At 39.8% G+C, this 25,684-nt stretch carries 20 protein-coding genes; 9 read left to right on the plus strand and 11 right to left on the minus strand.

The genetic code is table 11. The annotated features are described in order from the left end of the window. The first annotated feature begins 11 nt into the window (after window positions 1-11). Window positions 12-971: an HlyD family secretion protein gene (locus tag BUW93_RS03650; protein ID WP_081209279.1), complete on the plus strand. Its 960-nt coding sequence runs from the start codon at window positions 12-14 to the stop codon at window positions 969-971. A 4-nt stretch (window positions 972-975) separates the two neighbouring features. Further along, window positions 976-2,148 (plus strand): ABC transporter permease, encoded by a 1,173-nt coding sequence (locus BUW93_RS03655; RefSeq protein WP_081209281.1) that lies wholly within the window; start codon window positions 976-978, stop codon window positions 2,146-2,148. A gap of 101 nt (window positions 2,149-2,249) precedes the next feature. Here BUW93_RS03655 and BUW93_RS03660 read toward each other — a convergent pair whose 3' ends face one another. Continuing rightward, the gene (locus BUW93_RS03660) at window positions 2,250-4,700 is read right to left on the minus strand and encodes a zinc-dependent metalloprotease (RefSeq protein ID WP_081209283.1); all 2,451 of its coding nucleotides are present in this window, start codon (window positions 4,698-4,700) and stop codon (window positions 2,250-2,252) included. Window positions 4,701-5,008: 308 nt separating this feature from the next. Between BUW93_RS03660 and BUW93_RS03665 the strand changes: the two genes are divergently transcribed. After that, window positions 5,009-5,401: a hypothetical protein gene (locus tag BUW93_RS03665; RefSeq protein WP_081209285.1), complete on the plus strand. Its 393-nt coding sequence runs from the start codon at window positions 5,009-5,011 to the stop codon at window positions 5,399-5,401. Next, the gene (locus BUW93_RS03670; protein WP_081209287.1) at window positions 5,398-5,595 is read left to right on the plus strand and encodes a helix-turn-helix transcriptional regulator; all 198 of its coding nucleotides are present in this window, start codon (window positions 5,398-5,400) and stop codon (window positions 5,593-5,595) included. The genes BUW93_RS03665 and BUW93_RS03670 overlap by 4 nt, the downstream gene beginning before the upstream one ends. Window positions 5,596-5,694: 99 nt before the next feature. Here BUW93_RS03670 and BUW93_RS03675 read toward each other — a convergent pair whose 3' ends face one another. Continuing rightward, the gene (locus tag BUW93_RS03675; protein WP_198536970.1) at window positions 5,695-6,363 is read right to left on the minus strand and encodes a Crp/Fnr family transcriptional regulator; all 669 of its coding nucleotides are present in this window, start codon (window positions 6,361-6,363) and stop codon (window positions 5,695-5,697) included. Window positions 6,364-6,738: 375 nt separating this feature from the next. Between BUW93_RS03675 and BUW93_RS03680 the strand changes: the two genes are divergently transcribed. Beyond that, window positions 6,739-8,007, plus strand: a complete 1,269-nt coding sequence (locus BUW93_RS03680; protein WP_157893277.1) for a hypothetical protein — start codon at window positions 6,739-6,741, stop codon at window positions 8,005-8,007. A gap of 80 nt (window positions 8,008-8,087) precedes the next feature. Here BUW93_RS03680 and BUW93_RS03685 read toward each other — a convergent pair whose 3' ends face one another. Beyond that, window positions 8,088-10,073, minus strand: a complete 1,986-nt coding sequence (locus tag BUW93_RS03685) for a S9 family peptidase (protein WP_081209293.1) — start codon at window positions 10,071-10,073, stop codon at window positions 8,088-8,090. Window positions 10,074-10,139: 66 nt separating this feature from the next. Continuing rightward, the gene (locus BUW93_RS03690; protein WP_081209295.1) at window positions 10,140-10,583 is read right to left on the minus strand and encodes a hypothetical protein; all 444 of its coding nucleotides are present in this window, start codon (window positions 10,581-10,583) and stop codon (window positions 10,140-10,142) included. Window positions 10,584-10,887: 304 nt separating this feature from the next. Between BUW93_RS03690 and BUW93_RS03695 the strand changes: the two genes are divergently transcribed. Next, window positions 10,888-11,334, plus strand: a complete 447-nt coding sequence (locus tag BUW93_RS03695; RefSeq protein WP_081209297.1) for an MgtC/SapB family protein — start codon at window positions 10,888-10,890, stop codon at window positions 11,332-11,334. Window positions 11,335-11,802: 468 nt separating this feature from the next. On the opposite strand, the gene BUW93_RS03700 is transcribed toward BUW93_RS03695, so the two are convergent. The 7 genes from BUW93_RS03700 to BUW93_RS03730 form a co-directional block, all read right to left on the minus strand. Further along, on the minus strand, window positions 11,803-12,564 hold the full coding sequence (locus tag BUW93_RS03700; RefSeq protein WP_081209299.1) for a DeoR/GlpR family DNA-binding transcription regulator: 762 nt from the start codon (window positions 12,562-12,564) through the stop codon (window positions 11,803-11,805). A 161-nt stretch (window positions 12,565-12,725) separates the two neighbouring features. Then, a complete protein-coding gene (locus BUW93_RS03705; RefSeq protein WP_081209301.1) occupies window positions 12,726-14,135 on the minus strand; it encodes a Gfo/Idh/MocA family protein in 1,410 nt (469 codons plus the stop codon). 36 nt (window positions 14,136-14,171) lie between these two features. Beyond that, window positions 14,172-15,161: an amidohydrolase family protein gene (locus BUW93_RS03710; RefSeq protein WP_081209513.1), complete on the minus strand. Its 990-nt coding sequence runs from the start codon at window positions 15,159-15,161 to the stop codon at window positions 14,172-14,174. 108 nt (window positions 15,162-15,269) lie between these two features. After that, window positions 15,270-16,094: a class II fructose-bisphosphate aldolase gene (locus BUW93_RS03715; RefSeq protein WP_081209303.1), complete on the minus strand. Its 825-nt coding sequence runs from the start codon at window positions 16,092-16,094 to the stop codon at window positions 15,270-15,272. Next, the gene (locus BUW93_RS03720; RefSeq protein WP_081209305.1) at window positions 16,094-17,038 is read right to left on the minus strand and encodes a carbohydrate kinase family protein; all 945 of its coding nucleotides are present in this window, start codon (window positions 17,036-17,038) and stop codon (window positions 16,094-16,096) included. The genes BUW93_RS03715 and BUW93_RS03720 overlap by 1 nt, the downstream gene beginning before the upstream one ends. Then, window positions 17,031-17,954, minus strand: coding sequence for a 1-phosphofructokinase family hexose kinase (locus BUW93_RS03725; RefSeq protein WP_081209307.1), 924 nt, complete (start codon window positions 17,952-17,954; stop codon window positions 17,031-17,033). Before BUW93_RS03725 ends, BUW93_RS03720 begins: the two co-directional genes overlap by 8 nt. Continuing rightward, the gene (locus BUW93_RS03730; protein WP_081209309.1) at window positions 17,951-19,096 is read right to left on the minus strand and encodes an SIS domain-containing protein; all 1,146 of its coding nucleotides are present in this window, start codon (window positions 19,094-19,096) and stop codon (window positions 17,951-17,953) included. Before BUW93_RS03730 ends, BUW93_RS03725 begins: the two co-directional genes overlap by 4 nt. Before the next feature lie 483 nt (window positions 19,097-19,579). Here BUW93_RS03730 and BUW93_RS03735 point away from each other — a divergent pair, with 483 nt between their 5' ends. The 3 genes from BUW93_RS03735 to BUW93_RS03745 all read left to right on the plus strand — a co-directional run bounded on the left by BUW93_RS03735 (window position 19,580) and on the right by BUW93_RS03745 (window position 25,641). Further along, window positions 19,580-22,732 (plus strand): SusC/RagA family TonB-linked outer membrane protein, encoded by a 3,153-nt coding sequence (locus BUW93_RS03735; protein WP_198536971.1) that lies wholly within the window; start codon window positions 19,580-19,582, stop codon window positions 22,730-22,732. 157 nt (window positions 22,733-22,889) lie between these two features. Further along, window positions 22,890-24,227, plus strand: coding sequence for a RagB/SusD family nutrient uptake outer membrane protein (locus BUW93_RS03740; protein WP_232778311.1), 1,338 nt, complete (start codon window positions 22,890-22,892; stop codon window positions 24,225-24,227). 37 nt (window positions 24,228-24,264) lie between these two features. Continuing rightward, entirely contained in the window at window positions 24,265-25,641 is a 1,377-nt protein-coding gene (locus BUW93_RS03745; RefSeq protein ID WP_081209315.1) for a DUF4832 domain-containing protein, read from the plus strand. Window positions 25,642-25,684: the final 43 nt, after the last annotated feature.

A 25,684-nucleotide genomic window follows, 5' to 3' on the forward strand; every position in this document is an offset into this window, starting at 1 on the left:
ATTTTAAAGATATGAGAATAATAAAGATTGGATTAAGCCTTATTAGTTTATCGATGTTACTTTCCTGTAACAATGAGCAGGAAATCACTCCCTACAGAGGGAAAGTGAAATTTGAAAGTATTTCTGTTAGCAGTAAGCTGGCCGGGCGCATTAATAAACTGTATGTAGCAGAAGGGGATGAAGTACGTAAAGGCGATACCCTTGCCTATATTGATATACCCGAGATCAATGCAAAAATGATGCAAGCCGAAGGTGCAATAACAGCTGCCCGCGGGCAATTCAACATGGCTAATGCCGGGGCCACAAAAGAACAGCTTACCCAGATAGAAGGAAAACTGAATGCTGCAAAAGCAGAATTGGAATTTGCCCGTGAATCGTATTCACGACTGGACAATATGTACAAGGATTCTCTGATAACCCGTCAGCAATTGGATGAGGTGAATATGAAACTTCAAATGGCCAGGGCCCAGGTGGAAGCACTGGAAGCAAAACGAGAAGAAGCTGGAAAAAGTGTTAGAACTGAACAGCTGAACCAGGCCCGGGGGCAATTGGATCGTGCCCGTGGTGCCAGGGAGGAGGTGCGCACTGCTTCAAGTGAAAAGTATCTTCTTGCCCCTGCCGATATGACTATAGAAACTATAAGTTTGGAAGAAGGAGAGCTGCTTAGTCCCGGATATGCGCTGTTTAATGGTTATAAAAAGAACAGTGTTTATTTCAGATTTACTATTAATGAATCCAAAATATATGACTTTGAGAGAGGAAGTGAATTAGTGATGCTTAACCCATACACCAAAGAAGAAATCACTGGCAGAATCGCCTACATAAAGCAACTTCCCCGATATGCCGAGATCACCAGTACGGCGCCGCTTTATGATTTGGCAGAATCTGTATACGAATTAAAGGTGGTTCCTACCACCAACTTAAATGAGAAAGCCTATTATACCAATGCTACCATTCTGATAAAAGAATAAACCGATGAAAGAGTTTTATAAGTTATTAAGATGGGAATTTAAGCGTATTTTTTCCAATAGTGTTCTCTGTGCTATCTTTTTCGGTGCCCCTGTACTTTACGGAATTCTGTTTGGTTATGTTTACCAGCAGGCTAATGTAGTTGACTTGCCAATTGTAATCGTAGACCAGGATAATAGTCCGTTAACAGATAAGATTACTGATGCATTTGAAGATAATGAAGGGCTTCTCGTGAAAGACCGGCGTTATAACCCCGGCAATATACTGGACGAAATGCCGGTTGAACAATATGTTGCTGTGGTGACCTTACCTTCAGGTTTTGAGGCAGATGTACTTCAGAAAAGATATCCTGAGGTTAGGGTGGATCTCAATATGGCCAATATCCTTAACGCCAATACTGCCAGTAAGAATATTCAGCAGGTTTTAATGAGCCTCAATGCGGGGATAGAGATTGAAGGTCTTAAGAAGCAGGGTTTAAATCCGGCGGCAGCTAAAGCATCCTTTGAGAGTTTTAAAATTAACTTCCATAAGCTTTATAACTCTACCGGCAATTACCTTAGCTTTATGATGCCCGGTTTGTTGGGAGCTATTATGCAGCAGATAATTTTTCTTGCAATGGCGCTGGTATTTTCTAGAGATTTTGAAGATGGTTATTTCAGACAACTGGTGAAAAAAGATAAATCGTCTTTATATCTCATAGTTTTAAAAGCTACACCGTTTATACTGTTTTTGCCTTTTATGTGGCTATTTGTAGGGCGTTTGTTTATATTCTTTAATATAGAGGCCGAGATCTTTAATTTCCCTATGCTGATTTTGATCACCCTCTTAAGCCTGGCCTCCATGGGAGTGGGGATGTTGTTCTCAGTGGCTATTCCCAATCAATTAAAAGCAACAGAATTACTTATGGTGATTTCTACCCCGGCCTTTGTAATTAGTGGATTTACCTGGCCCAGCCTGGCCATTCCGGGGTTTATTAACGGGATAGCACAATCAATTCCTGTCACTCATTTTCTTACTGCCTTCAGAAAAGTAGCTTATTTAGGGGGTGATCTGAGTCATGTATTTCCGGAAATTAAAATGCTGTTGCTTATTATTTTAATAAGCTTTATTGCAATGGCTGTGTTACTACAAATTAAAATAAACAGAGCCCGGACGAGACATGTATCAAGAAGGGTATAAAATCTGCTATTGAAGAATATCCTCACGGGTTTGGATGATGTGCCGAGGTAGATATTTAAAAAGCCCCGCTATAAACGGGGCTTTAAAATAATGGTTTCTTTTTACCAGGTATCAACAGCTAAAGCAGCATCGATTCTTGCAAGCAGGTCGTTCCAATGGTAAACGCTTAATTGATTATTAACCCGATTTCTTCTTGCTCTAAGGTCTCTCCTTAACTGCTCCAGATCTCCACGCATTAATGCGATTATATCGGTAGAGGTGACCTCGCTTCTTTCTTCCTTTTTTAGGTTCTGAACATATTTGGCCGCGGCATCAACATAGGCACGTTGAATATTTCTCCTGTAGGCATCTACTTTCTGAGATTTATACAGCTCTTCAAAAATGCCTTTTCTAAGGTCGGTCATCATTTCGACAGCCGTGTAAGCTGAATTGCCGTTCACCTGCTCATTACTAATCATTCGTTGTAGACGGTCGCTTTCCAGAAGATCGTTCAGGGCCCGGCTTTGAAGGCTCTGTACACGTTCAATGGCACCCGAGGGCTCTATGCGTTGCAATAGTTCACGATCCAGCAGCCACTCCGGAGTAGAAAAGGCGTGGTCGTTTAAAAATTTCACTGCTGATTTTTGTTTTGTTTCCGGTACTTGGGTATAAACGCTTCCTTCCTGGTCTGCAGTTTTTCTGGTTTCGTAGACTCCGCCTACGTTTGCCACCACATGGGATACATAGCCTCTCCACATATAAGTAAGTTCGCGGTAAACTTCAGTTAACTCAGAATAATCGGTGTTGTCTTTTGAGGTCCATTCCACCAGATTTGGCACTACTTTTTTCAGGTTCGCAAGACCGTACTCACTGGCTTTGATCTGGTCGTCGCCTAAGCTTTCTCTTTGCGACTGCGGATCAACCCCGCCGTAACCGTTTCCAAATTCATACACCGGATCTCCCGCTTTCTCCAGGATCCACTTGCTCAGAATTGGCTTCTCTTCCTGGGGGGAATCGGCTTCAGGAATATACCTGTAGCCCCAGTTGATCGCGTAAAGGTCATAAGGTCCCATCATCCTGATGTAGCGTACGCCTTCATCTTCCTGCTGTGCCACATAGTTCACCCGGGCATAATCCATAATGGAAGGAGTAAGGCCATACTTTTGAGTAAATTTTGCAGAACGAAGTGAATCTGTGGCATAAGCCGAACTCGCCTTCATATTATGCGGTAACCCAAGGGCGTGTCCCACTTCGTGCGCGATCACCATTCGCATCATCTCCCCAATCTCTTTCTCGGGCGTGTTGAGACTGCGTGCTGAAGGCTTTTGTGCCCCGGCCTCAATCATGTAACGATTCCTGTATGAGCGCAGGTGGTTGTGATACCAAATAATATCACTTTCTATAATTTCCCCGGTGCGAGGATCGGTTACTGAAGGCCCCATGGCATTTCGTGTGGTACTGGCAACATAACGTACTACCGAGTAGCGAACATCTTCAGGGCTAAAATCCGGGTCTTCCTCTTTACTGGGAGGATCTTTGGCGATCACCGCATTTTTGAAACCTGCAGCTTCAAAGGCCACATTCCAGTCTTCAATTCCCTGCTTAAAGTAAGGTCTCCATTTTTTTGGCGTGGCAGGATCCAGATACCATACAATAGGTTCTACCGGCTCTACCAATTCCCCCCTTTTGTAGGCTTCAATATCTTTAGGTACCAACTGCCATCGGTTGATGATCCTATAGTCGTCACTCTTTAGTTCATCGGAATTATAGTCATATTTTTTAGTAGTGAACCAGCCCACTCGATGATCGGCCAGCCGTGGCTGCATTTGCTCTTCCGGAAGCAGGATCATAGACTGGTTCATCATCATGCTAATGGTCCCGGCCTGGTCTCTTTCGGGTGGTTCTTCCGCTTCATAGGTCAATACGTGTTTCACCTCAATATTTTCGGGAAAAGCATTGGCCGAAGTGATATAAGAGCGGGATTTATCCAGTTTTTTTACCTTGTAACGTTTCCGTAGTGCAGGGGATATTCCATTTATGGCAGCTACCTCTTCTTTAAAAAGATCGCTTACCTCGATTACTGCGGAAGTTTTTTCGTCGTTATAAGCTACGATCTTTGAGCTGAAGAGGATAGGAAAGAAATTATTGGCAGCCACCGATTGGTATATTGGCGACCCTTCCTCGCTTTCATTCTCAAAGCTAATCACCTTCATGTCGATATTATTGTCTCTTTTTGACCAACGAACTACCTGTTCGTTGGCTTTGGAACCGGCATTTACATAGCCGCCGCCAAAACCTGCGGGCACTCCGGCAATACGGCTTACCAGGAGCATGTCTTTCTCCAGCATCTCCAGGGGAATTTCGAAATAAAGCTTATCATCTACAAAATGAGTAATAAAGAGACCCTCGTCACTCTTCGCGTCAGCGGTGATGACTTCATCGTAAGGTTTAATGTCTTCCTGGGTCTTTTTTGGAGTCGTGGACTCATTTGTTTGTGTCGTAACTTCCTTTTGGGTTTGGCAACTCACGCCAACGGCCAGGATGAGTCCGAACACCGGTAATTTTTTTATCATGTGGAATTTGGATTTTAAAAGCCCACAAGATAAAGATTGTAGGTAGAACTAAGAAATTGGAGGAACAAAGAGACCCAGGAGTCCGCTTAGGCCATTAATAATTGCAATAGGACGAAGGTTATAATAAGACAATTTTTTGCTTTCTTGTGGCTGTCTATTTCTGTTAGGCTTGCAATTGATCGCTTTTCTAAAAATAAGTAGCTTTTTCTCAGTATAAATTTTAATGTAAATAAAACTTTACAATTTGTTATTTTTAATTACATTTGTAAAGTAAACATTACATTAAGTAAACTATTAATTACATCATAATGAAAAAGGAACGTAAAAAAAATCTTTATAGCCTTGCCGTATGGACCTGGAGTTGGGTGGCTACAATGGCAATCGCTACTTTTGGACCGATGTACATTTGGGATGACCATAGTGTACTAACAGTTCTGGCAGTAGCAGTAAACTTTGTTCATGGAATTCTAATGATAATCGCAAACAGGAGGTTATTTAATAATTTTGATGAGCTGGAACGCAAAATCCATTTGGAGGCTCTGGCCTTAACATTGGGATTGGCTGTGGTGATCGGGTTATCATACTCACTTTTAGACACCACCAATTTAATTGGTTATGATGCAGAAATAAGCAACCTGGTGATATTCATAGGTGTAACTTATTTAGTTATTGTCACTATAAATACTAAAAGGTACTTATGAAAAACAGGTTAAAAGTACTTCGGGCTGAAAACAGCTATACGCAGGAGGACTTAGCTGATATTATAGGTGTTTCCCGACAAACAATTAATGCCATTGAAAAGGAGAAATTTGATCCCAGTCTGCCAACGGCTTTTAGAATCTCCAAACTCTTTAAATTACCCATAGAAGATATTTTCTATTTTGAAGAAACTTAAAGAAACTTACATTGGAACGGAAGTCAAAGAGAAAGCTTCAGCCTAAAAATTAGGCTGTTAATACCACTGGAGTAATTAGAGAAAAGAAAGTCGGTGCGCTTAATCATACATCCGGCTAATCCTTTCGAGTCCGTTAGGGTCGCTGATTTTAATTCGGGTACCCTGGGTGCTGATAAGCTTTTCCGATCTGAACTCAGAGAGGAGTCGGTTAACGGTTTCTTTAACCGTACCTACATAGCCAGCGAGATCTGCCCGGGTCATGGCAACCTGGAAAGGTTCTCTGCTGGTGGTATTGAATTTACTGTCGAGACTAAGCAAGGCTTCTGCCAGGCGACCCCGTACCGGTTTGTAAGCCAGGTCTACTATTTTCTCATTGCCTTTCCTAATATTCTGAGCAAGTTGTTGCAATAAACTTCTAAAAATTTGGTCATCCTCTTTTAAAACCTTCCAGAAATCTTGTTTTGGAATAAAAAGAAGAGACGAGTCTTCCAGGGTTTTGGCAGAATTTCCATACCTGCATTGTGAGAACAGGTCTGAGAGACAAAGTAGTTCGCCATTAGTTGCTATTCTTAGGATTTGTTCTTTTCCTGAGCTCCCCAGTTTAACGATCTTTATACTTCCGTTTTCTACAAAATAGGCCCCAAGAGGAGTGCTGCCTTCCTGGTAAATCAACTGAGCTTTTTTATAGTACAAATAATCTGCTCGTGCCCTTAAAGGAGCCGGAATCTCCAGGGCGTGGTTATCGGTGGAATACGAAACAGGTGTCATATAATGGTTTTTTAAAAGATTAGCTGGTAACATATATGATGAAAATTAAGAATAAAACCCAGCGCTTACAATGACAAATGTCATTTTTGGGATTTTGAAATTGGAGTGTAATATGTTTTAAGTCAAATATTTAGCTAGATATTTCAGGCTAATTTTTGGCGTTCTTTTAAGGAGGTGTTAGAAAAAAACCAGCTCCGAAAGGGAAAGAAGTAAAGGCGTGCCAATTTTATTTTTGAAGCAGTGATTTTAGTCACCACAATTAGGATATAAAACATTTTTTTGGATAGCAAGCACTACTTCAAAAACCGGTTAATTTATTTAATTTCAGGGTATTGGGTAAAAATCCAAAACTTCTATTAACCTTAAAATATTAAGATGATGAAACTATTTAGCATTTTTTTAAAATCGGCAGCGATTGCCGTACTCATGGTCTTTTTCACCGGTTGTGAGAAAGATGAGCTAAACGAACAGCTTTATGAAGTCGAAGCGAAAGTAAAAGTTCCTACTGTAGAATCTGTAGGAAATAACCTTTCTTTCCCTGTTATCTGGGCTGAAAATGTAACCAAATCACTTCGAACTCCTCCTGCAAACCTTGGGGAAGCCGAATATTTACTGGAAGGAACCTGGTGGTATGTTTGGGGAGACGATCCAATAGATCCTTCTTATCCAATTTACAGTTGTGCTCCCAGTCCCGCTGATTCATTATTATGTGTGGATCAAACCGAACCAGGGGAAGATGTATTTAAGGCCTGGGTTCAAAAAGATCCGCTTAACTACTGGGAGGCTTATAATGCTACTGCTCCAAATGAGGTAAATGTAGATTTTATCGACTGGGGTGATAATCTGGAGTCTATAGACTGGACAATTCAATCCAGGGTACGTACTGAATTGGTTTTATATGAAAATGTTGTTGACCAGGGAGAAAGTGGTCCCGTTCTTCAATATCCAATGAGGCATGTGTCGGGCTGGGGTACCGATGAAGTACACGGCCTTCAAACAAACCTAGATGGATCCATTTACGATCCTACCCTTGAAGACCCATTATCAACTTTTGGAATGCAGGCTACCGTTTATTCTACACACACCAGGATGACTATTCAGAAACTTAATGTAGATCGTGGAGACGAGAGATTAAATCAATTGAGCTGGGATGAAGAAACTGCTCAATGGGTAGATAACGGCGGTGGAGAGTTCCTTCTTATCAACGAGCCATTATTTAGTAATGCTTTATATGAAGCCGCTGATGGCCCGGGCTATTTCAATGCTGAGGTTAACGTTAAGGGTAAAATCATGTACGGATACACCTGGGATATGAAGAAGATGAATGAAGGAACCGGATCTTATAGGATCACTTATAGCTTTGATACAGATGCCCCTGGTTCTTTAGGTTTAAATACCTTTTTCACTGAAAATACAGAAATAATTGTTCCTTTAGAAGAAGAGGAAGAAATAAGTGTGGCAGCAGAGGAAGCTGATAGAGGGGGAGTTGGAATGTTGGATGTTGGTAATAACCTTACCTATATGGACATTGAAATAATTGGAAGAACTACCGGTGGCGGTGGCGGAAACAGCGGCGGCGGAAACGGCGGTGGCGGCAACAATAGTGGCGGTGGCGGCAATGGCAATGGCGGCGGTCGTAATTAATTCATACTAAATACCATTCTAATAGCAAAAGCCGGTCTACAAATGCAGACCGGCTTTTTAATGCTTCATAAATCATTTTCTTATTTCCTTTGAAGTTCCAGATTTGTTTCGGGGATTTCGAGGGCTCCCTCCTTGAGGTAGGTATCAAACCAACGCATCATTCTAAGCATAAAATCATACCTGGCGGTGGCTTTTCTGTTTCCATGGCCTTCCCCGGGATAAAGCACTAACCTTACCGGAGTGTCTGTTCTGGTTTTAAGATGACGGTACAATTCAAAAGATTGCCCGGGGTTTACACGGGTATCTTCTTTTCCGTGGAGAATAAGAAGCGGGGTTTTGCCTTGCCCGGCATAAAAGATGGGACTGCGCTCCAGGTAGAACTGATAATCGTCCCAAATACGCTTGCGACTGTGTACCAGGAACATTTCCTCTGGGATATCGCTGGTTCCCCATTTTGAGATGTTGTTGCTTATTCCTACAGACATCACTCCGGCAGCAAAGCGCTCGGTGTGTCGGGTGGCCATCCAGGCCGTGGCATAACCTCCGTAAGATCCTCCGGTAACGCCCACTTTATCTTTATCAATATTATAATTTTCAATAAGGTGATCTACCCCGTCAATAATATCATCAAATTCCTTTCCTGCTGGATCTCCCTGGCTGGATTTAGCGAATTTAATGCCTCTACCTGTGCTTCCCCTGTAATTAGGATAGAATACCGCGTAAGCATTTGCGGCACCAACCTGCCCGGGCATACTGTATGCGGTGAGCCAGCCATTGTCGTAATGCGCCTCGGGACCGCCGTGAACAACTGTTATCAATGGGGTTTTGCCTGAGGTCTCTAAAGGATGTATCAAAATACCCTGTAGCTCCAGGCCATCTTCAGCTTTGTAAGTAATCACTTCCTGTTTACCCAGCTTTCTGTCTTTCAACCAGGGATTAGAATCGGTAATCCTGATAAGCGCATCATTTTTAGTATTCAGCATAAAAAGCTCTCCGGGATGTTCTGCAGAATTCCCCGTGAAAGCTATAGTATTGGTTTTAGCTGCAGAAAAACCGCTAATATTCAGGTTTTGGTCTGTAAAAATTTTATTCATTTTATCATTGATGTCCAGGCTGTACAGGCTGCTGTAAACTCCTTCACTGGCAAGAACCCTGAGGCTTTTGTTATCTTTCCATTCAAGCTGGTGAAACTGACCTTCAAAGTCTTTCTGAAGGATTTTCGGGCTGCCCCCGGAGGTTTCAGCGATGAAGATGCGGCCTTCAATAGGATCGTGTTGATCTTCTCCGGCGAGAAAAGCTATCCGTTTGCCATCGGGGCTCCAATTTAAAGCTCCCATTTTGCCTGTATGATCAACTTTCGCAGTGACCTTTGAAGTATTAGCATCTACAAAATAGATCTTTTGGCTGGTGTAATAATCATCTACCAGAGAAGAAGGAGCAGCACTTACGGCAAGACTGGTTGAGTTTGGACTCCATTGCACCGAGGTGATGTGGCCTTCCACTTCCAGTTTCTTCGGGCTTGCATCATCAAGATCTACAATATATGCCGATGCTTGCTGAAGATCGGTTTCGTAGATCTCGGGTTGATAGGGAAGGGGATTATCCACTTCATTTTTTACAGCTGAAACAAAGGCAAGTTTGGTTCCGTTGGCCTGCCAGTCGTAAGAAGAAATATTACCTTCAAACTCGTAGAGTTTTTGGGCCTCTCCACCGTTTAGGCTAATTTCGTATAAAGCCGTAGTCTTATCGTCTTCCTTTTTGGTGGTAAAGCTGATACTGTTGTGTTCAGGCCTCAGTTTAACATTGGAGGCACTATATCCGGTTACAAATGGAGTAGCTGTTTTGTTACTCGTATTGTACACATAGAGATGGGTGCTTGCCGGTTCATTTTCCTTGGTGGGATCGGCTGGTACCAGGAGCTGGTAAACAATATTTTCTCCGTCTTCAGAAATAATGGCCTGGGAGACTTGTTGTATTTCGGCTACATCCTCCGGACTAAGGCCGGGTTGCTGGGCAAACAGCCCGTGGAGGACAAAAAATAAAAGAAGCGTGATTGATCTTTTCATGTGGTTTTTACTTTAATTATTTGTTTCTTAAAGATACCGTAAAATGGAAATTCTTACAAGTATACTTTAATTGTTTAGCAGGTTACGGGCATTCTCAATACTGGAATTAACGGCCTCCTTCATTTCATTTACCTTCTCAATTTCCTCCTGAAGGCCCTGGTTTTTCTTTAGGATTTCTTCTTCAGAAAGATCTTCCAGAGGAGGCTGGTTTTTAACATAATTATCAGAAAAATCGTGCATCCAATCCATCATAAAATCGTGAGCATTTTCCAGGTCTTTTCTGGCTTCCTTATAGGTTTGGAAATCACGTGAAGAAGAATCTGTTTTTTCTTTCAGTTTCATGGAAAGAGCATTTAACTCACCCATTTTAGGCATTACTTCATCGTGAATACGTAGAACTTCATCATAATTTTGTTCATACTCTTTCCTGGCATCAGATTCGTTATTACAGGCCAAGAAACCTATACTTAAAAATATAAGCAGGAACCATTGTGTTTTTAATAGTTTCATAAGTACTTTATTAGTTTTTTAATTTAAATTATTTATTAGTCTAATATACTATTTGATTTCCCTTCGGGGATGCTGTAAGCTCAAAAAAAAAACTATTTATGAAGGCTTTGAACACCTGTTTGAGTGCAGCCGGGATGATATTTTGGAAATTTTTTATCTGACCAAAGCTGTCAGGAATGCGATTAAGATATGTAAAAGGCAATAAAATTATGGAGGAATGGTAGGGAATAAGAGGCTTTATTTTTATGTTTAAGAATTATTACTTTATTTTTTTTTAGGAATTAAATAGCAAGAAAGCAGAAGTATGAGCAAAGAAGAGTATCTTATAAGAATAGCGGTAGGATTAATTGCGGGCTTATTAATTGGGATTGAACGAGAAGCCCAAAGTAAAAGTGCAGGTATAAAAACCAATGCCCTCGTGGCCTTAGGTGCAGCTGTATTTATTATTCTTTCGCTACAATATCGAGGTGAAGAGTTTGTAGATATTACCCGGGTTCTTGGACAGGTAGTAATTGGAGTTGGTTTTATTGGGGGTGGGGTAATACTTCAACATAAGGGGAGCATACTTGGCTTAACCACTGCTGCTACTGTTTGGTGCAGTGCAGCAGCAGGTTGTATGGCCGGAATGGGTATGTTCTTTGAACTCCTGTTTCTGGTTTTATTCGTCCTTTTAATAAATATATTTTTGGAGCCACTTGATAAATTTATCAGGGGAAAGTTTAAAGAAAACAGGAAGAGAACGCCTGATTAAAAGTCAATACCTATTATTGAAGAATCTTAAGCATTTTAAGCTTTCAGAAATTAGAAGTAACACCCACCTTAGTTTTCTTATACCATTCTAAAAAATAGCATTTTCCAACTAAAAAAACCTAATCCAACGGAAAGTAATAAGAGTGGATACTATTTATCCTAGATCGATATTAATAAAAGCGAATTAAAAATACTAAAAACTCCAAAAAAACCCCGTAAATCCTGAGATTTCGGGGTTTTTATTGTTGACTGGTAGCCAAAAAGTGGAGTCGGAGGGAACGACCATTTTTTGAAGCTTATAGTATTTACAAGCCTTTCCAGAGGGTAAAAAAAATTGGTCACCGGATTGGTCTCGCTTTAACAAATTTTAACGTTTATGCGCTCAACTCAGATTATTTTCAACTTTAGTCTTAGGGACGAATGGAGCTGCATTATAAATTTTAGAATTATTAAGTAGATAATTCTTCAGTTAATCAGCAATTATAACCTCCACATTATTTTTTTCCAACATTTCTATATCTGCTTTCTCGATCCCTTCATCAGTAATTACTTTATTGATATGTTCGAAATTTTGTATAAAAGCAAGCCCTGTTTTTTTAAATTTAGTAGAATCTGCGACTACAATCACTTCTTCAGCAATATCAATCATTATTTGATTAAGGTAAGCTTCTTCCATATGGTGGGTAAAAAAACCAATGTTACTTCTTATTCCATCTACACCTAAAAATAATTTATTGCAAAATAATTGTTTAAGATTTCGCTCCGCCATTGGGCCAACCAATGACATAGAAAATTCCTGTAAATAACCCCCGGGCATATATACTTTGAGATTGTCAAATTGAGCCAAATTGTTTACAATATCCAGGGCGTTGGATATAACGGTTATCTCCTTAAAATTTCCCAAATTACTGGAGATCTCAAAAGTAGTGGTTCCTGAATCTAATATAATAGAATCATTTTCCTGAATAAGACTAACAGCTTTTTTCCCGATTAGTTTTTTTAGATCTTTGTTTATAGTTTTCTTTTCGGACACGGCAAGAGCTAAATTACTGGTTTTAAACGCACCACCGTGTGCCCTAACTAAAAGTTTACTTTGTTCTAATTTATCCAGATCGTTTCTTATCGTAACCTCACTCACTTTTAGTTGATTACTTAGATCGGTAACATTTACCTTATTGAATTCATCCAAAATTTCAAGTATTTTGGACCTTCGTGCCGCGGCTTTTCTCATATGTTTGTATTATTCAAGGATTTACCCGTTTCAATTTTAAATCGGATATATCTATTATAATAAAGTGAAAATAAAAAATTCCTGTCATTTTTCATCAAAAAACAGGAATTTAAAAAAATATTGGTTTCATTCGAAAGAAACTAGGCTAAAACACAAAAAATTTAACTTTTTAGAAGTACCTCAGTAGTACCTCCCCCTTGCAAGCTAATATCTACAGGTTTATTGCCTTTCCAGCCACCTCTTGTAAAATCGGGTACATCTACAGATTGAGCCCTGTTATTTACAGAATCTACAGAAAGAGGAGTAATAGAACTCCATAATGCTGCATCATAAACATCCTGATCCAACGGTAATCCATTTCTTAGGCAATCTATCAACCTCCAATCCATTATGAAGTCCATACCGCCATGTCCTCCAACTTTTCTAGCCATTTCTCCTACCTTTTTAACAATTTCAGGGGTGTATCTGGCTTCTAGTTCTTTGAATTCTTCTTCATTTAACCAGGTATGCCCTTTAGCTACTCTTTCCGGAGTAGGCCATTTCCTAGCAAAAGCTTCAGTACCACTAACTAAATGGATCCTTGAATAAGGTCTGGGAGACGATACGTCGTGTTGTACCATTATACTTTTCCCATTCATAGTTTTTATCATTGTAGTATTCATATTACCCCGATAATCTTTACCGGTGAACTGTTCATAAAAACTATCATCAGCAGCTAACTCCCTGGCTTTTGCCGCCATATGGAAATCATTGCTAGAAAGAGAGGTTAAATAATCCATCTGGTCCCCACGATTTATATTCATGATCTGGCAAATAGGCCCTAAGCCATGAGTCGGATAAAGATTTCCGTTTCGTTCATAATTCTCGCGTAAACGCCACATATCTTCATAGCCATTTTTATCGAAATTCAAATCTATTAAGTCATGAATATATGCACCTTCTCCATGGATGATTTCACCAAAATAGCCCTGCCTTGCCATATTCAGAGTTAATAACTCAAAGAAATCATAGCAACAATTTTCAAGCATCATACAATGTTTTCTGGTCCTTTCAGAAGTTTCTACGAGTTCCCAGCACTCATCGATGGTTTTTGCAGCAGGAACTTCTACAGCAGCGTGTTTACCGGCATTCATGGCATAAACAGCCATGGGAGTATGCCATTCCCAGGGAGTAGCAATGTAAATTAAATCTAGGTCCTCGCGATCCACCATTTCCTTCCAGGCATAGTCGCTTCCTGAATATAAATCGGGATCATGAGAAGTATTTTCTAATAATGCTTTTGTTTTCTCTACTGATTCAGGTCTTAAATCACATAATGCTTTAATTTCAACACCTTCAATCTGGCTCATTCGGTTTACCGCTTGGGGCCCACGCATACCTAGGCCAATAAACCCAATTCTTACAGTTTCTAATTTGGGTGCTGCATAACCGCTCATATTAAAACGTTGCGGTCCAGCAGGTCCACCAGTTAAAACCCGCTGTGAAGTATCACAGCTCAATAGGCTTCCACTTATCAGGCCCAGTCCGCCTAAACTGGTTACTCTTAAAAAATCTCTTCTATTATTTTTCATGATATAAGTTTTAGTAGCAAAATGCTGTATGTGGATTTAAAAATCAGAAAATCCGTAAGTTTCTTTGGCGTTGGTATAGAAAATCTTATTCACCACTTTCTCAGGAAGGTCAAGGCCTTTGAACTCACCCTGAAATTCAGGCGCAGTCAAGGATTTATTTGTGGCAAAAAAGTCGTAGTGAAAATTCCACAAATGTTCAAACCGGGCTGCGATTTCATCCGCCGGGGTGTTCCCATCGTCTATTACATCGGTACCATAGATGATCCTGTCCTGGTATTTTATGCAGAAGTCACGTACAGCCTGCCAATTATCTTTTGCCTGAAGCTGCAAATGACAAACCCGTTCAGCCACATCGGTTAAGGTGTTGGGATATTTGTCAAGCCGTGTGGCCACTTCATGAATACTCCATTCCATACTGAAAAGATGAAGACCGACATAGGTGATTCCGGGGAATTTAAGAAGCATGTTGTCTCTTGCACGCATTTGTTCCTCATAGGAAGGATATTCCTTTTGCAGGAACATATGGTATTCTGGATGATCTTTGAAATAATTCCGGTCTGAATCTACGGTCATTTCCTCTAGCGGCAACCAACAGTTTCTAGGTTCCCCCTGATGACCTATCAGCATAATATTATTTTTCTGTAGGTATTCAAAAATTGGATCAAAAACCGGGTCATCTATCATAACAAAACTGCCATCTTCTTTGTGGTAATCAAAGCCTACATCCTTCCAGATTTTCACTCCAACAGCCCCATTACCTAATCCGCGTTTTATTTGAGCAATGGCATCCTCAACAAATTCAGGTGTTCCCCATTTTTTGAAATTAAAAGTGGTAAAGTATTTCACCCGACCGGGATATTCCTTCTGAAATTTCAGAATTATCTTTTCTTGTTCTTCGATTTCATCAAAAAACGGGATATTAGTATTTATGGATAAAAACCCCGCATTATATTCCATCATTTTCTCCATTTTTTCCGGGGACAGCGTGTTTAAATGTACGTGTGCGTCTATAAATTTTGGTATCATATGGATTTCTTTTAAATTTTCATTCACCGATTAAACTTTTAAAGGCTATTACTTTACCTGACTAGCCTTGTCAAAAGAGGATTAGGGACCTTTATATTCAAATTATTTTCAGGTATTATTTTTTATGGTCTCCAATTTCCCTTTAACCAGTTTGGTAATTTCACCGGTTGCTACGGGGAATACCTTTCGTAAATCTATTTCTTCATTATTTCGTAATTGGAATTGCAGGGTTTTCATAAAAATATTCTTTATCTCGGTAGCAAGATTTACTTTGCAAATTCCTCTGGAAATTGCCGCCTGCAATTGTGAGGCTGGAACTCCAGATCCGCCATGCAATACCAAGCCCACAGGAGTGGCTTCAGCGATTCTCTCAAGTAAACCCAATTGTAATTCAGGTTCTTTTTTATAAAATCCGTGAGCTGTACCAATAGCTACCGCCAAGGCGTCAATTCCTGTTTCCTCCACAAATTGCTTTGCCTCTTCAGGCTGGGTAAAAACCTTATCGTCATGCGATTGCCCTAACTTGGCCACATATCCTAATTCAGCTTCCACGTGGGCACCGTATTTCTTAGCACGCGCCACGACCTCTTTTGTGATTTTTATATTTTCCTCAAAAGCTAGTTCACTACCGTCTATCATCACTGAATCGAAACCAGCATCCAGACAGCGTTGCGCCAGTTCCACAGATCCGCCGTGATCTAAATGGATCCAACCTTCCACACCAAATTGTTTTAATCCTGTTCGGCCTAAATTAACAGCAGTTTCTAAACCCATATAATCTATAGAGCTTTCTGTAAGTTGTAAGATTAAAGGTTCGTTCATTTCTGAAGCGGCACCCAGCACACCGTGCAGGGTCTCCAGGTTATAAAAATTAGTAGCCAGAATTCCACGGCCTTCACTTCGTAATTGGTGTAATTTTTCTTTTAACTTCATTATAGTTTATTATTCTTGATTTCTTGAATTTTTATTTCAATTTCCTTAGCATCACCAAATGCTCCAGTTCCTCCTGCAGCCGTAGTATTTAATGACCCGGTAAGGTTCGCAAAATCCAGGCATTCCTTTAATGTCGCCCCTTCCAGGAATTTTTTGAGGAACCCGGCATTAAAAGAGTCGCCTGCGCCGATAGCATCTTTGTAAGCTTTATTTAAATAAGGTTTGATCAAGATATCTTCCGAGTCTGTTACAACACGTCCACCTTTATCTCCTAATTTTAAAGCAAGAGTATTACTATAGTTTTTTATTACTTGAATTGCATCTTCAAGGTTATTCTTTCCGCTAAGCTTCAAAAGTTCATTTTCGTTTGGAAGAAAAATATCTACAAATGGCAAACAATTTTTATAATCAAAATCCCAATTGTTGTCGGGATCCACCTGTAAATCCAGAGAAGTGCTAAGCCCGGCTTCCTTTGCTTTTTTAAATAGGTTCACGATGTTTGGCTGCATGCCCGGTTGGAGAAAATAACTTGAAAAATGCAGATGATCGAATTCAGTAATGTTCTTCCAAGGAATATGATTGATAGTTAATTCATTCATCGCTCCACAAAAAGTCACATTGGCCCGGTCCTGGTCGTAATTCATTACGACAGTAATCCCGGTTTTATGCTTTTTGGAGAGACTAACGAACCGAGGGTCAACATTTTTATTTTGCAATTCTTTTAGAATATACTCTCCAAAATTATCTTCCCCTAATAGCCCACAAAAAGAGGTTGAAATTCCTAAGGCCGATATATTGGAAGCTAAAATTGCTGAAGAGCTACCTAAGGTGAAATCCATATTTTCGGCCAGTTTTTCTGCGCCAATTTCCGGGAAGCCATGAATATCATTTAAAATCAGATCGATATTTAATTCACCCACAACAAGGATTTTTTTATTACTCATAAGTTTCTATTTGAACTTGTTTCAACATTTTTTCTACATCTTGCTTTTTTAACATTCCCAATTCTTTGTTTAAGCAATTAGCTGTTCCACAGGCAACGCCCCAGGTGGCAATCTCTGATAGTTTAAGCTTCTGGTTTAAAGCAAGGGCAATTCCAGCAGTTAAACAGTCACCACTACCAACCGTACTTATAACTTGGCTGGGTGGAAGGCTGATTTTAGCTTTGATAATTTCATCCCTATAGGCGAGTTCAAGCCCTTCAGCCCCTTTGGTTAAAACTATAAATTGAACTTTATCACCAAGAAATTCTCGAAGAGTTCTTATATCGGTTGCACCGCAAATCGTTTTGGCTTCGTGATGATTAAGGTGAATTCCGAAGAATCCTTCCTTTAAAGCGTTTTGCAATTGAATTCCAGTACAATCCAAAATTACTTTTTTATGATACTTCTTTGCTATCTCAATAAGCTGTGCATAGCCATCATTAGGGGATTCTGCCGGCCAGGATCCCGACATACAGATAAATTCAGCCTTGGTAACCTCTCTGTTGAATAGGGTAATAAATTCTTCGAAGTGTGAATGATTAATTTTCGGGCCTGGTTCCAGTAATTCGGTATGGTGCAATTTCGTATTTTCTGAGATAAACGTATAGCATTTACGGTTGTTTCCTCTTATATTCACACCATCTATTTCTACCTTCTTAGTCTTACATTCCTGAATAATCCAATCACCACTTCCTCCGGCCCAAAATCCGAGAAGTTTAGACGAAAAACCTAACTCAGCAATAGCAAGAGCCACGTGTACACCTTTTCCTCCCGGATAATCCTCTAAAGCAGAGATTCTATTAACCTCTCCAAGTTTAAAATCAGGAATCCGGGCATATGAATCGATAGAAGGATTGGGACAAAGATTAAGGATCATTTTTTTTGCTTTTCAGGATAATCGTAAATTTTCACACCCTGTACTACACGGCTTATTGCTCCGGAAACTGAAGGGTTGTCTGGGTTCAGTCCTAATTGCAGTGATTTATAGTATCCTAAAATCTGCCCAATGATAGTAGCTGGAATGATATTGAAATCTTGGTTTTTGTCCAGTTCTAAATCAATATTTAAATAAGAATTAATATCCGAATCAGCTTTCCGACCAACACTGAAAGTTAATAAATTTCTGGGATCCCGGGCTATGGAGATTGCCAGATCGCGCTCATAACGATATACATGATCTTGAGAAGAGAACAGATAAACGACTAGCGTTTTCTCATTGGTTACTGCGCGGGGGCCGTGTCGAAAACCTAAGAAAGAATCGTGTTTACAAATAATCTTGCCATCTGTTAATTCTTGAAGTTTTAAGTGGCATTCCCGAGCTATGCCAAGCATGGGGCCGGAACCTAAAAACACTACTCGTTCGAATTCTAATTGGGTTAGCTTTTTGAGTTGTGTATAATTGCTTAGCAAATAGTTAGCTTGAATAATTATTTTATCAACCTGCTTTTTCAAAGTAAAAACATTCTTTTTGCTGCTTGCCAAGAGGACACTTAATAACATAGAAGTAAAGCTTCCGGTCATAGCAAGACTTTTATCATTTGCTTTTTCCGGGAGCAATATTGCTAAAGCAGTTTTGGTATTCGCACGGGTATAAGTGAATAGTTCCCCCTCTTTATTGCAGGTTATTATCAAATGATAAATGTTCTTGCAAAATTTATCGGCAAGCTTTACGGTTTCAATACTTTCAGGACTATTACCAGAACGGGCGAAAGAAACCAAAAGAACAGGACTACTATTTATTGGAAAAAATAATTCGGGATGTGTTACCAAATCAGTAGTTGCAATTGCTCGTGTTAAACATCCGGTGTTCTTTTGCACTAATCCTTGAGCGGCCTCTCCTACAAATGCAGAAGAACCGGCACCTGTCAAAATAATTTGTAAATTTTCTTTTTCATATAAAGGAGTGAGAAAGCGCTTAATTCCTTCTTCTTCTGCCTTTATTTGATTAAAAACCTCCTGCCAAAGCTTAGGTTGGCCTTCAATCTCAGTTCTTGTATGATTAAGTTCAGTATTTATCATTTATAATTGGTGTGAGAATAAAATTTTTCATTTAAAAAAAATAACTCGTTAAAAGTTTCATTTAAAATGATAAATACAAATAAACAAAATAAAACGAAATAAAAAAAGCTAAATAATGTAATTTTTTATTCGGTTTTTTAAAATAAGCAATCCATTCTTAGGGTAGGGATACAATTTCTGGAGTTGTCTCAGCTATTATTTGATATAACCTGTGAATGCAGTGTAATCAAGGCATTGTATTAGTATCTAATACACTTTAGGAGTAAAAGATTTCTTTTTAAGAGCACTTCTCTCAAAAAATAAAGTAATAAATTGAAAATTATTGTCTAAAACTTTTGTTAATATCATTAAAGTTTTATCTTAGCAACAAGAATTGAAGATTTTTTTTGTTCTTTCGAAGAATAAAATCAACTTTTTTATTTTTTTTACAAACTAAATCGATTTCGAATAAATAATTATAATCTATTAAATAACAATATCGAAATGAAAAACATTCTACTACTAATGTGTTTTGTTTTACTTTCTCAAGTAAGCAGTTTTGCACAAGATTCTAACATTGACGTGAGTGGTGTGGTGACCGATGAGAATTCTGGGTTGCCTATACCAACCGTAAATGTTGTCGAAAAAGGCACGTCGAACGGTGTAATGACAGATTTTGATGGAAATTTTAATATTAATGTTGCGGAAGACGCAGTTCTAGTTTTTTCTTTTATGGGTTATTCCACAAAAGAAGTGAGCGTGCAAGGACGGGACTATATTGAAGTTACTATGAAAGAAGAAGCTTCAGCCTTAAATGAAGTAGTTTTAATTGGATATGGTACGCAGAAGAAGAAAAATCTCACTGGTGCTATCTCTTCTATTGAAACTGAGGATATTGTGTTGACTGGCGGGGCGGATATAGGGAATATGATCAAAGGAAAGGCTGCTGGATTGAATATTCAGCAGAACAGTGCTCAACCTGGTGGTGGTTTAGATATTACGATTAGAGGAGCTGGTTCGATAAATGCTAGTAATGACCCCTTAATCGTAGTGGATGGTTTTCCGATTACAGATTTGGAGCAACCTGATACAGGAGGGAGATATGACGCGGGCACACAGAGTATTTTAAATTCCTTCAATCCCAGTGATATTGAATCCATAGAGGTTCTAAAAGATGCGAGTGCTACTTCAATTTATGGGTCAAGAGCGGCCAATGGAGTAATTTTAATCACTACCAAGAGAGGTGCAGAGGGTAGACCTACAGTTCAGTATTCTGTTTCTTCTTCTTTTCAACCTTATAATAGTCCCTTTGATGTTTTACCATTAAATGAATGGATGGAAGTGAGGAATGAAGCAGCCTGGGAACATTGGTTATTCACCAATAATGTATCTCCCTGGGGCGAGCGTTCTTTGGAGGAGGCGGAATCGAATCCTGTTGCAGGTCAATACCAGCAACTCTATACTCAAAACGCTATTAATAATGTAGGTAAAGGAACTGATTGGGTTGATTTGGTGACTAGGGATGGAATGATAAAACAACATAACATTTCTCTTTCTGGTGGAAGTGATTCTTTTAAATATAGGCTTTCTGGAAATTATTTCGATCAGGAAGGTGTTGTGAAAAACTCTGCATTAACCAGATATACAATAAGGGGTAATTTGGACCAGACTTTTAATGAATATCTGAAGCTTGGTTTTAATATTTCAACCAGCCGTATAGACAATGAAAATAGTTCTCTGGGAGGTGGAATGTGGGAGAATTCGGGAGTCATCAGAGCTGCTATGCAGCAAGGACCTCATATTCAGGCTATTGATGAGGATGGGAATTACCCAATAAATCCACAATTGTCTCAGCAACCTAATCCATACTCCTTACTTACAATTACTGATAGGGGAAGGATAGAGAGGACTATGATTAATTCATTTTTGGACATAACACCTGTAGATGGATTGTTGGTAAGATTAAAAGCAGGTTTGGATAGAGGAATAACTGACAGATGGAGTTATATTCCTAAAACAACTCTCCATGGAGCTTTGGAAGATGGAAGAGCTAGTATATCAGAGATAGATAATAATCATTATCTTCTTGAAGCTACTGCTAACTACAACCGGGAGATAGGAGATGGACATAATTTTGATCTTTTGGTTGGTGTTTCGGAAGAGCACTTTGAAGACGCTTCTAATAGTAGTGGGAATACAGGATTTATTACTGATGCTTTTCTATGGAACAATTTAAACGCGGGTACCGGCACAAGAAGTGTTAGTTCTTACGGGCAGGAAAGAATGATAGCTTCCTATTTTAGTCGTTTGAATTATAATTTTAAAGAAAGGTATCTAATTACTTTTACTGTTCGTACAGATGGTTCAAGTGTGTTTGCGGAAAACAATAAATGGGCTACTTTCCCTTCTGGGGCTTTCGCCTGGAATATCGCGGAAGAACCTTTCCTTGAAGATATTGATGAGGTTGTGTCACACTTGAAATTAAGGTTTAGTTATGGAGAAACAGGGAATGCTTCAATTGGAAGTAATGCCTTTGCCGCTTATTCGGCTTATCCAGCATATCTTTCAGGAGAGGATGTGAGAAATATAGGTGTTTCCCTTGCCAGGCTCGAAAATCCTGATCTAAAATGGGAGACTACTACCGAAGCAAACTTTGGAATCGATTTTGGGTTCTTTGAAAACCGGATCAATGGTTCGGTAGAAGTTTATCACAGGATAATATCTGATCTCTTAGCCACAAAACCATTAAACTCTTATCATGAGATTAACACAGTTATTGCAAATATTGGTGAGACAGAAAGCAAAGGTCTTGAAATAACCGTTAACACTCATAATATTAAAAGTCTGGACTTCCAATGGAAAAGCACCTTTACCTTTGGGAGCTTTAAGGATAATTGGAGGGAAAGAGCAGATGATTGGAAGCCGGCAGTTTATCAAAACGAGGACGATCCGATCAGGGCCATCTATAGTAGAATCTCTGACGGGATTATGCAGGAGGGAGAGGAAGTTCCAGCGCAACCAAATCTTCAACCCGGAATGATAAAGATTGTTGATTTTAATGGATTTGTACGTGATGATGCAGGAAACCCTGTTGTTGACGAAAATGGTCGCTTTCTGAGAACAGGTGCGCCTGATGGAATGATCGATGAAGCAGACACGAAATTAATAGGCACTTCGGATCCAGATTTCGTAATAGGTTTCTCCAATGTTTTAAACTATAAAAACTTTGATTTTAAATTTGACTTCAATGGAATGTTCGGACGCAAAATGGCTGATCCAAATTACACTGCCTATGGAGTTAGCGCTGAGCCGATTTATACTTATGGGTACAACGCTTTAAGGACAGTCAAAGATCGTTGGACACCTAATAATCCATCTACTACACAACCCAGCTCTTACTATGGCTGGTCGGAGTATGGATCTGGAGACTTCTTTTTGGAAGATGCATGGTTTATTCGATTGCAAAATGTTTCCTTGGGATATGACTTGCCACAAACCTGGTTTGGAGGTGTTTTTGAGCAGGCTCGTATACATGTTGACGGACAGAATTTATTCGTGATTACCCCTTATGGCGGGATTGATCCTGAAACTGATTCCTATACTGCGGCATATCCAAACGTCCGAACCTTTACCTTAGGAGCGAACATTACATTTTAGGTTAAAATAAAAATTTCGAGTTATGAAAACACACAAAATAATTATCTTATTGTTAGCAGCTCTTACCTTTGGCAGCTGTGAAAAGGAACTTGAACTAGTGGATTATGGGGAAATAAACCCTTCTATATTTCCTCAGTCCGCCGCCGATGTGCAGGCCATGGTCGATGCTTCCTATTATCCATTGCGTGCCTCCTGGTGGGATGGTATAAATTCACCTTCAGAAAGAGGGATCATGTTCGCTAATGCATCAACCACGGAAGTGCTCACGGGAGATTTCGGGGTGCAGTTAAATGCTAGTCTGCTTCATTTTACTCCTGCAAGTACGGAAATCACTTTTTTCTACGATTGGTACTATAATAAAATCAGCCGAATGACAACGACCATTGATTATATTCAACAGGCCGATGTGAGCGAGGAAATAAAGACTAAAGCCATTGCGGAGGTTCGTTGTGCAAGAGGTATGCTGGCTTATTATCTATACGATATGTACGGCCCAATTGTAATAGCGCCATTGGAGGTCCTGAAGAATCCTCTCAAAGAGGAACCCTTGCCAAGACTTTCCCATGATGAAATGGTAAATTTTATTGAAGCAGATCTTAAAGCGGCAGCCGAGGATCTACCGCATCCGGCGGAAACAGAATACGGAAGATTTAGCAAGGGGCTTGCAAAAATGCTTGCCATAAGATTGAATCTTAAAGAGAAAAGATGGGATGAGGTAAACAAACTTGCCGATGAGATCATTGCCATGGGATATTATGAGCTGGATTCTGATTATTTGGGTATGTGGGATTTGGACGGAGCTAGAAATAGCCAGGAAGTTATTTGGGCCATTCCAAATGATTATGAAGGCACTAGTGAGAACCAATGGCAGATGATGGCTTTGCCTTCCAATTTTCCAGGTAGAGGTGGCTGGGGAACTGTCCAGAGTACATGGTGGTTTTATGACACCTTCGAAGAAAATGATGTCCGGAAAACGAATCTTATTGCAGAATATGTTGGAACAGATGGCATTACATACAATAGAAGCAATCCAGGGAATAATATGAATCTTGGACCGATTCCCCTTAAAATGGATGCAGATGCAGCAAGAACGACTGCACTTTCAACGGTTGATCTTATTCAATATCGTTATGCGGACGTACTCCTTTCAAAGGCGGAAGCAATAGCTAACCATAACGCTTCCGGCCCGAACGAAGAAGCCATGGAGTTGGTTAATCGGGTACGTCGGAGAGCTAATCTTGATGATTTGGAGCTGGATGACTATAGCAACCTTTCTGACTTCAATGATATGATTCTTACGGAAAGAAGCCATGAGTTCTGGTGTGAAAATGGTCAATATCGGGCAGATCTTATTCGTCACGGTAAACTTATTTCCAGGGTTATTGAAGTTACACAATCGCCCTATGCAACAGAAACAGACACTGTATATCCGTTCTCCAGAGAAAGAATCAGTGAAGGGAAAGGGGTTTTTATCCAGAATCCAGGATATAACTAGTAGTCTGTATTAATGATCAAATTGAAAACAGAACTAAATGAGAAGAAAGATGTTTAACGGATTATTATGGGGCCTACTGTTTGGTAGCTTAAGCCTAGGTTGTTCGGATTCAGGGCCTGATGAAGAAATACCCGAAATTAAACCAAAAGGAATAACTTACGAGGAATCACAAGAGGTTTTTCCTAACCCCGAGAGAGGTTTCTATGACCACACAGAGGCTCACGGCCCAGATGATGGATTGACTTCAACACAATTGAGTTCTCTAAAATCGGAAAATGTGTCCTTGATCATTAGGGTATACTATTTAACCAATTATAGGGATGGGCAGATAGATGTGGCAATGTTAGAAATGATCAAAAGCGATATGGAAGCCGTACGTGATGCGGGAATTAAAGCTATCATAAGGTTTGCCTATACCAATGAAATGGAAGGGGAGGATGCGTCTCTGGAAAAAATAGAAGACCATGTAGAGCAGTTGGCCCCCGTTCTTAATTCAAATAAAGATGTAATAGCTTTTATCCAGGCGGGTTTTATTGGTCCCTGGGGAGAGTGGCATAATTCAAGCCATGGCCTGACGACTGTGGAAAATGAAAGAAAAATTCTTTTCAAACTTTTAGAAGAGCTTTCTTCGGACATCTTAGTGCAGGTGAGAACTCCAGGAGCAAAACAAAGAATTTTCGAAACAGCTGAACCTATAGGATCGGCAATAGCTTATACAGATGAATTTCGTGCCAGGGTTGGCCATCACAATGACTGTTTTATGGCAGGAGTAGATGATTACGGGACCTACGCTAATGTAGAGGCCGAAAAAGCATATATTAACCAGGAAGCTCTATATGTTCCTACAGGGGGTGAAACCTGTCCTCCACAGGGTGACTATCCTGATTGTGCAAAAGCCCGGGAAGAAATGAAACTCCTAAGATGGACGTATTTGAATCGCGATTATTACCTGCCCGTAATTAGCAGTTGGAAAGATGCAGGATGTCTGGATGAATTCAAAAGGAGACTGGGTTATCGTTTTGTCCTGGATAGTGCTATTCTACCGGAAGAGATAGATCAGGGCGGGAATTATCCTCTACAAATAAACCTAACTAACAAGGGATTTGCGCCGCTCTATAAGGCAAAGACAACAAGCTTGGTGTTTGTTAATAAAACAGATGGCGGTAAGTATACCTTTGAATTGGCTGTGGATTTAAGGGAAGTTAAACCTGGTGTATCTTTTACTATTGAAGAATCAGTGAAAATTTCAGAGCTTCCTGCCGGTAATTATGATCTCTTTTTGGAAATCACAGATGAATCAGAAAAACTTGAAAACCGGGTGGATTATAAAATCCGTTTGGCAAATAAAAATTCCTGGGACCCCGAAAGCGGAATGAATAAACTCCAGCAGCAAGTAACAGTGTTGGCAGATTAACCAGAGAATTTGGGGACCTCTAACTAAAATTTAATAAATATTT

Origin of the sequence: Salegentibacter sediminis (genome assembly GCF_002078605.1) — a bacterium.
GTDB lineage: Bacteria > Bacteroidota > Bacteroidia > Flavobacteriales > Flavobacteriaceae > Salegentibacter > Salegentibacter sediminis.

Excerpts from the sequence above, each read along its gene's own strand:
- BUW93_RS03665 (WP_081209285.1), top strand. The coding sequence starts at position 5,009 with ATGAAAAAGGAACGTAAAAAAAATCTTTATAGCCTTGCCGTATGGACC.
- BUW93_RS03720 (WP_081209305.1), bottom strand. The coding sequence starts at position 17,038 with ATGAGTAATAAAAAAATCCTTGTTGTGGGTGAATTAAATATCGATCTG.
- BUW93_RS03725 (WP_081209307.1), bottom strand. The coding sequence starts at position 17,954 with ATGATCCTTAATCTTTGTCCCAATCCTTCTATCGATTCATATGCCCGG.
- BUW93_RS03710 (WP_081209513.1), bottom strand. The coding sequence starts at position 15,161 with ATGATACCAAAATTTATAGACGCACACGTACATTTAAACACGCTGTCC.
- BUW93_RS03655 (WP_081209281.1), top strand. The coding sequence starts at position 976 with ATGAAAGAGTTTTATAAGTTATTAAGATGGGAATTTAAGCGTATTTTT.
- BUW93_RS03730 (WP_081209309.1), bottom strand. The coding sequence starts at position 19,096 with ATGATAAATACTGAACTTAATCATACAAGAACTGAGATTGAAGGCCAA.
- BUW93_RS03670 (WP_081209287.1), top strand. The coding sequence starts at position 5,398 with ATGAAAAACAGGTTAAAAGTACTTCGGGCTGAAAACAGCTATACGCAG.
- BUW93_RS03680 (WP_157893277.1), top strand. The coding sequence starts at position 6,739 with ATGATGAAACTATTTAGCATTTTTTTAAAATCGGCAGCGATTGCCGTA.
- BUW93_RS03745 (WP_081209315.1), top strand. The coding sequence starts at position 24,265 with ATGAGAAGAAAGATGTTTAACGGATTATTATGGGGCCTACTGTTTGGT.
- BUW93_RS03675 (WP_198536970.1), bottom strand. The coding sequence starts at position 6,363 with ATGACACCTGTTTCGTATTCCACCGATAACCACGCCCTGGAGATTCCG.
- BUW93_RS03660 (WP_081209283.1), bottom strand. The coding sequence starts at position 4,700 with ATGATAAAAAAATTACCGGTGTTCGGACTCATCCTGGCCGTTGGCGTG.
- BUW93_RS03690 (WP_081209295.1), bottom strand. The coding sequence starts at position 10,583 with ATGAAACTATTAAAAACACAATGGTTCCTGCTTATATTTTTAAGTATA.
- BUW93_RS03715 (WP_081209303.1), bottom strand. The coding sequence starts at position 16,094 with ATGAAGTTAAAAGAAAAATTACACCAATTACGAAGTGAAGGCCGTGGA.
- BUW93_RS03705 (WP_081209301.1), bottom strand. The coding sequence starts at position 14,135 with ATGAAAAATAATAGAAGAGATTTTTTAAGAGTAACCAGTTTAGGCGGA.
- BUW93_RS03650 (WP_081209279.1), top strand. The coding sequence starts at position 12 with ATGAGAATAATAAAGATTGGATTAAGCCTTATTAGTTTATCGATGTTA.
- BUW93_RS03695 (WP_081209297.1), top strand. The coding sequence starts at position 10,888 with ATGAGCAAAGAAGAGTATCTTATAAGAATAGCGGTAGGATTAATTGCG.
- BUW93_RS03740 (WP_232778311.1), top strand. The coding sequence starts at position 22,890 with ATGGTCGATGCTTCCTATTATCCATTGCGTGCCTCCTGGTGGGATGGT.
- BUW93_RS03685 (WP_081209293.1), bottom strand. The coding sequence starts at position 10,073 with ATGAAAAGATCAATCACGCTTCTTTTATTTTTTGTCCTCCACGGGCTG.
- BUW93_RS03735 (WP_198536971.1), top strand. The coding sequence starts at position 19,580 with ATGAAAAACATTCTACTACTAATGTGTTTTGTTTTACTTTCTCAAGTA.
- BUW93_RS03700 (WP_081209299.1), bottom strand. The coding sequence starts at position 12,564 with ATGAGAAAAGCCGCGGCACGAAGGTCCAAAATACTTGAAATTTTGGAT.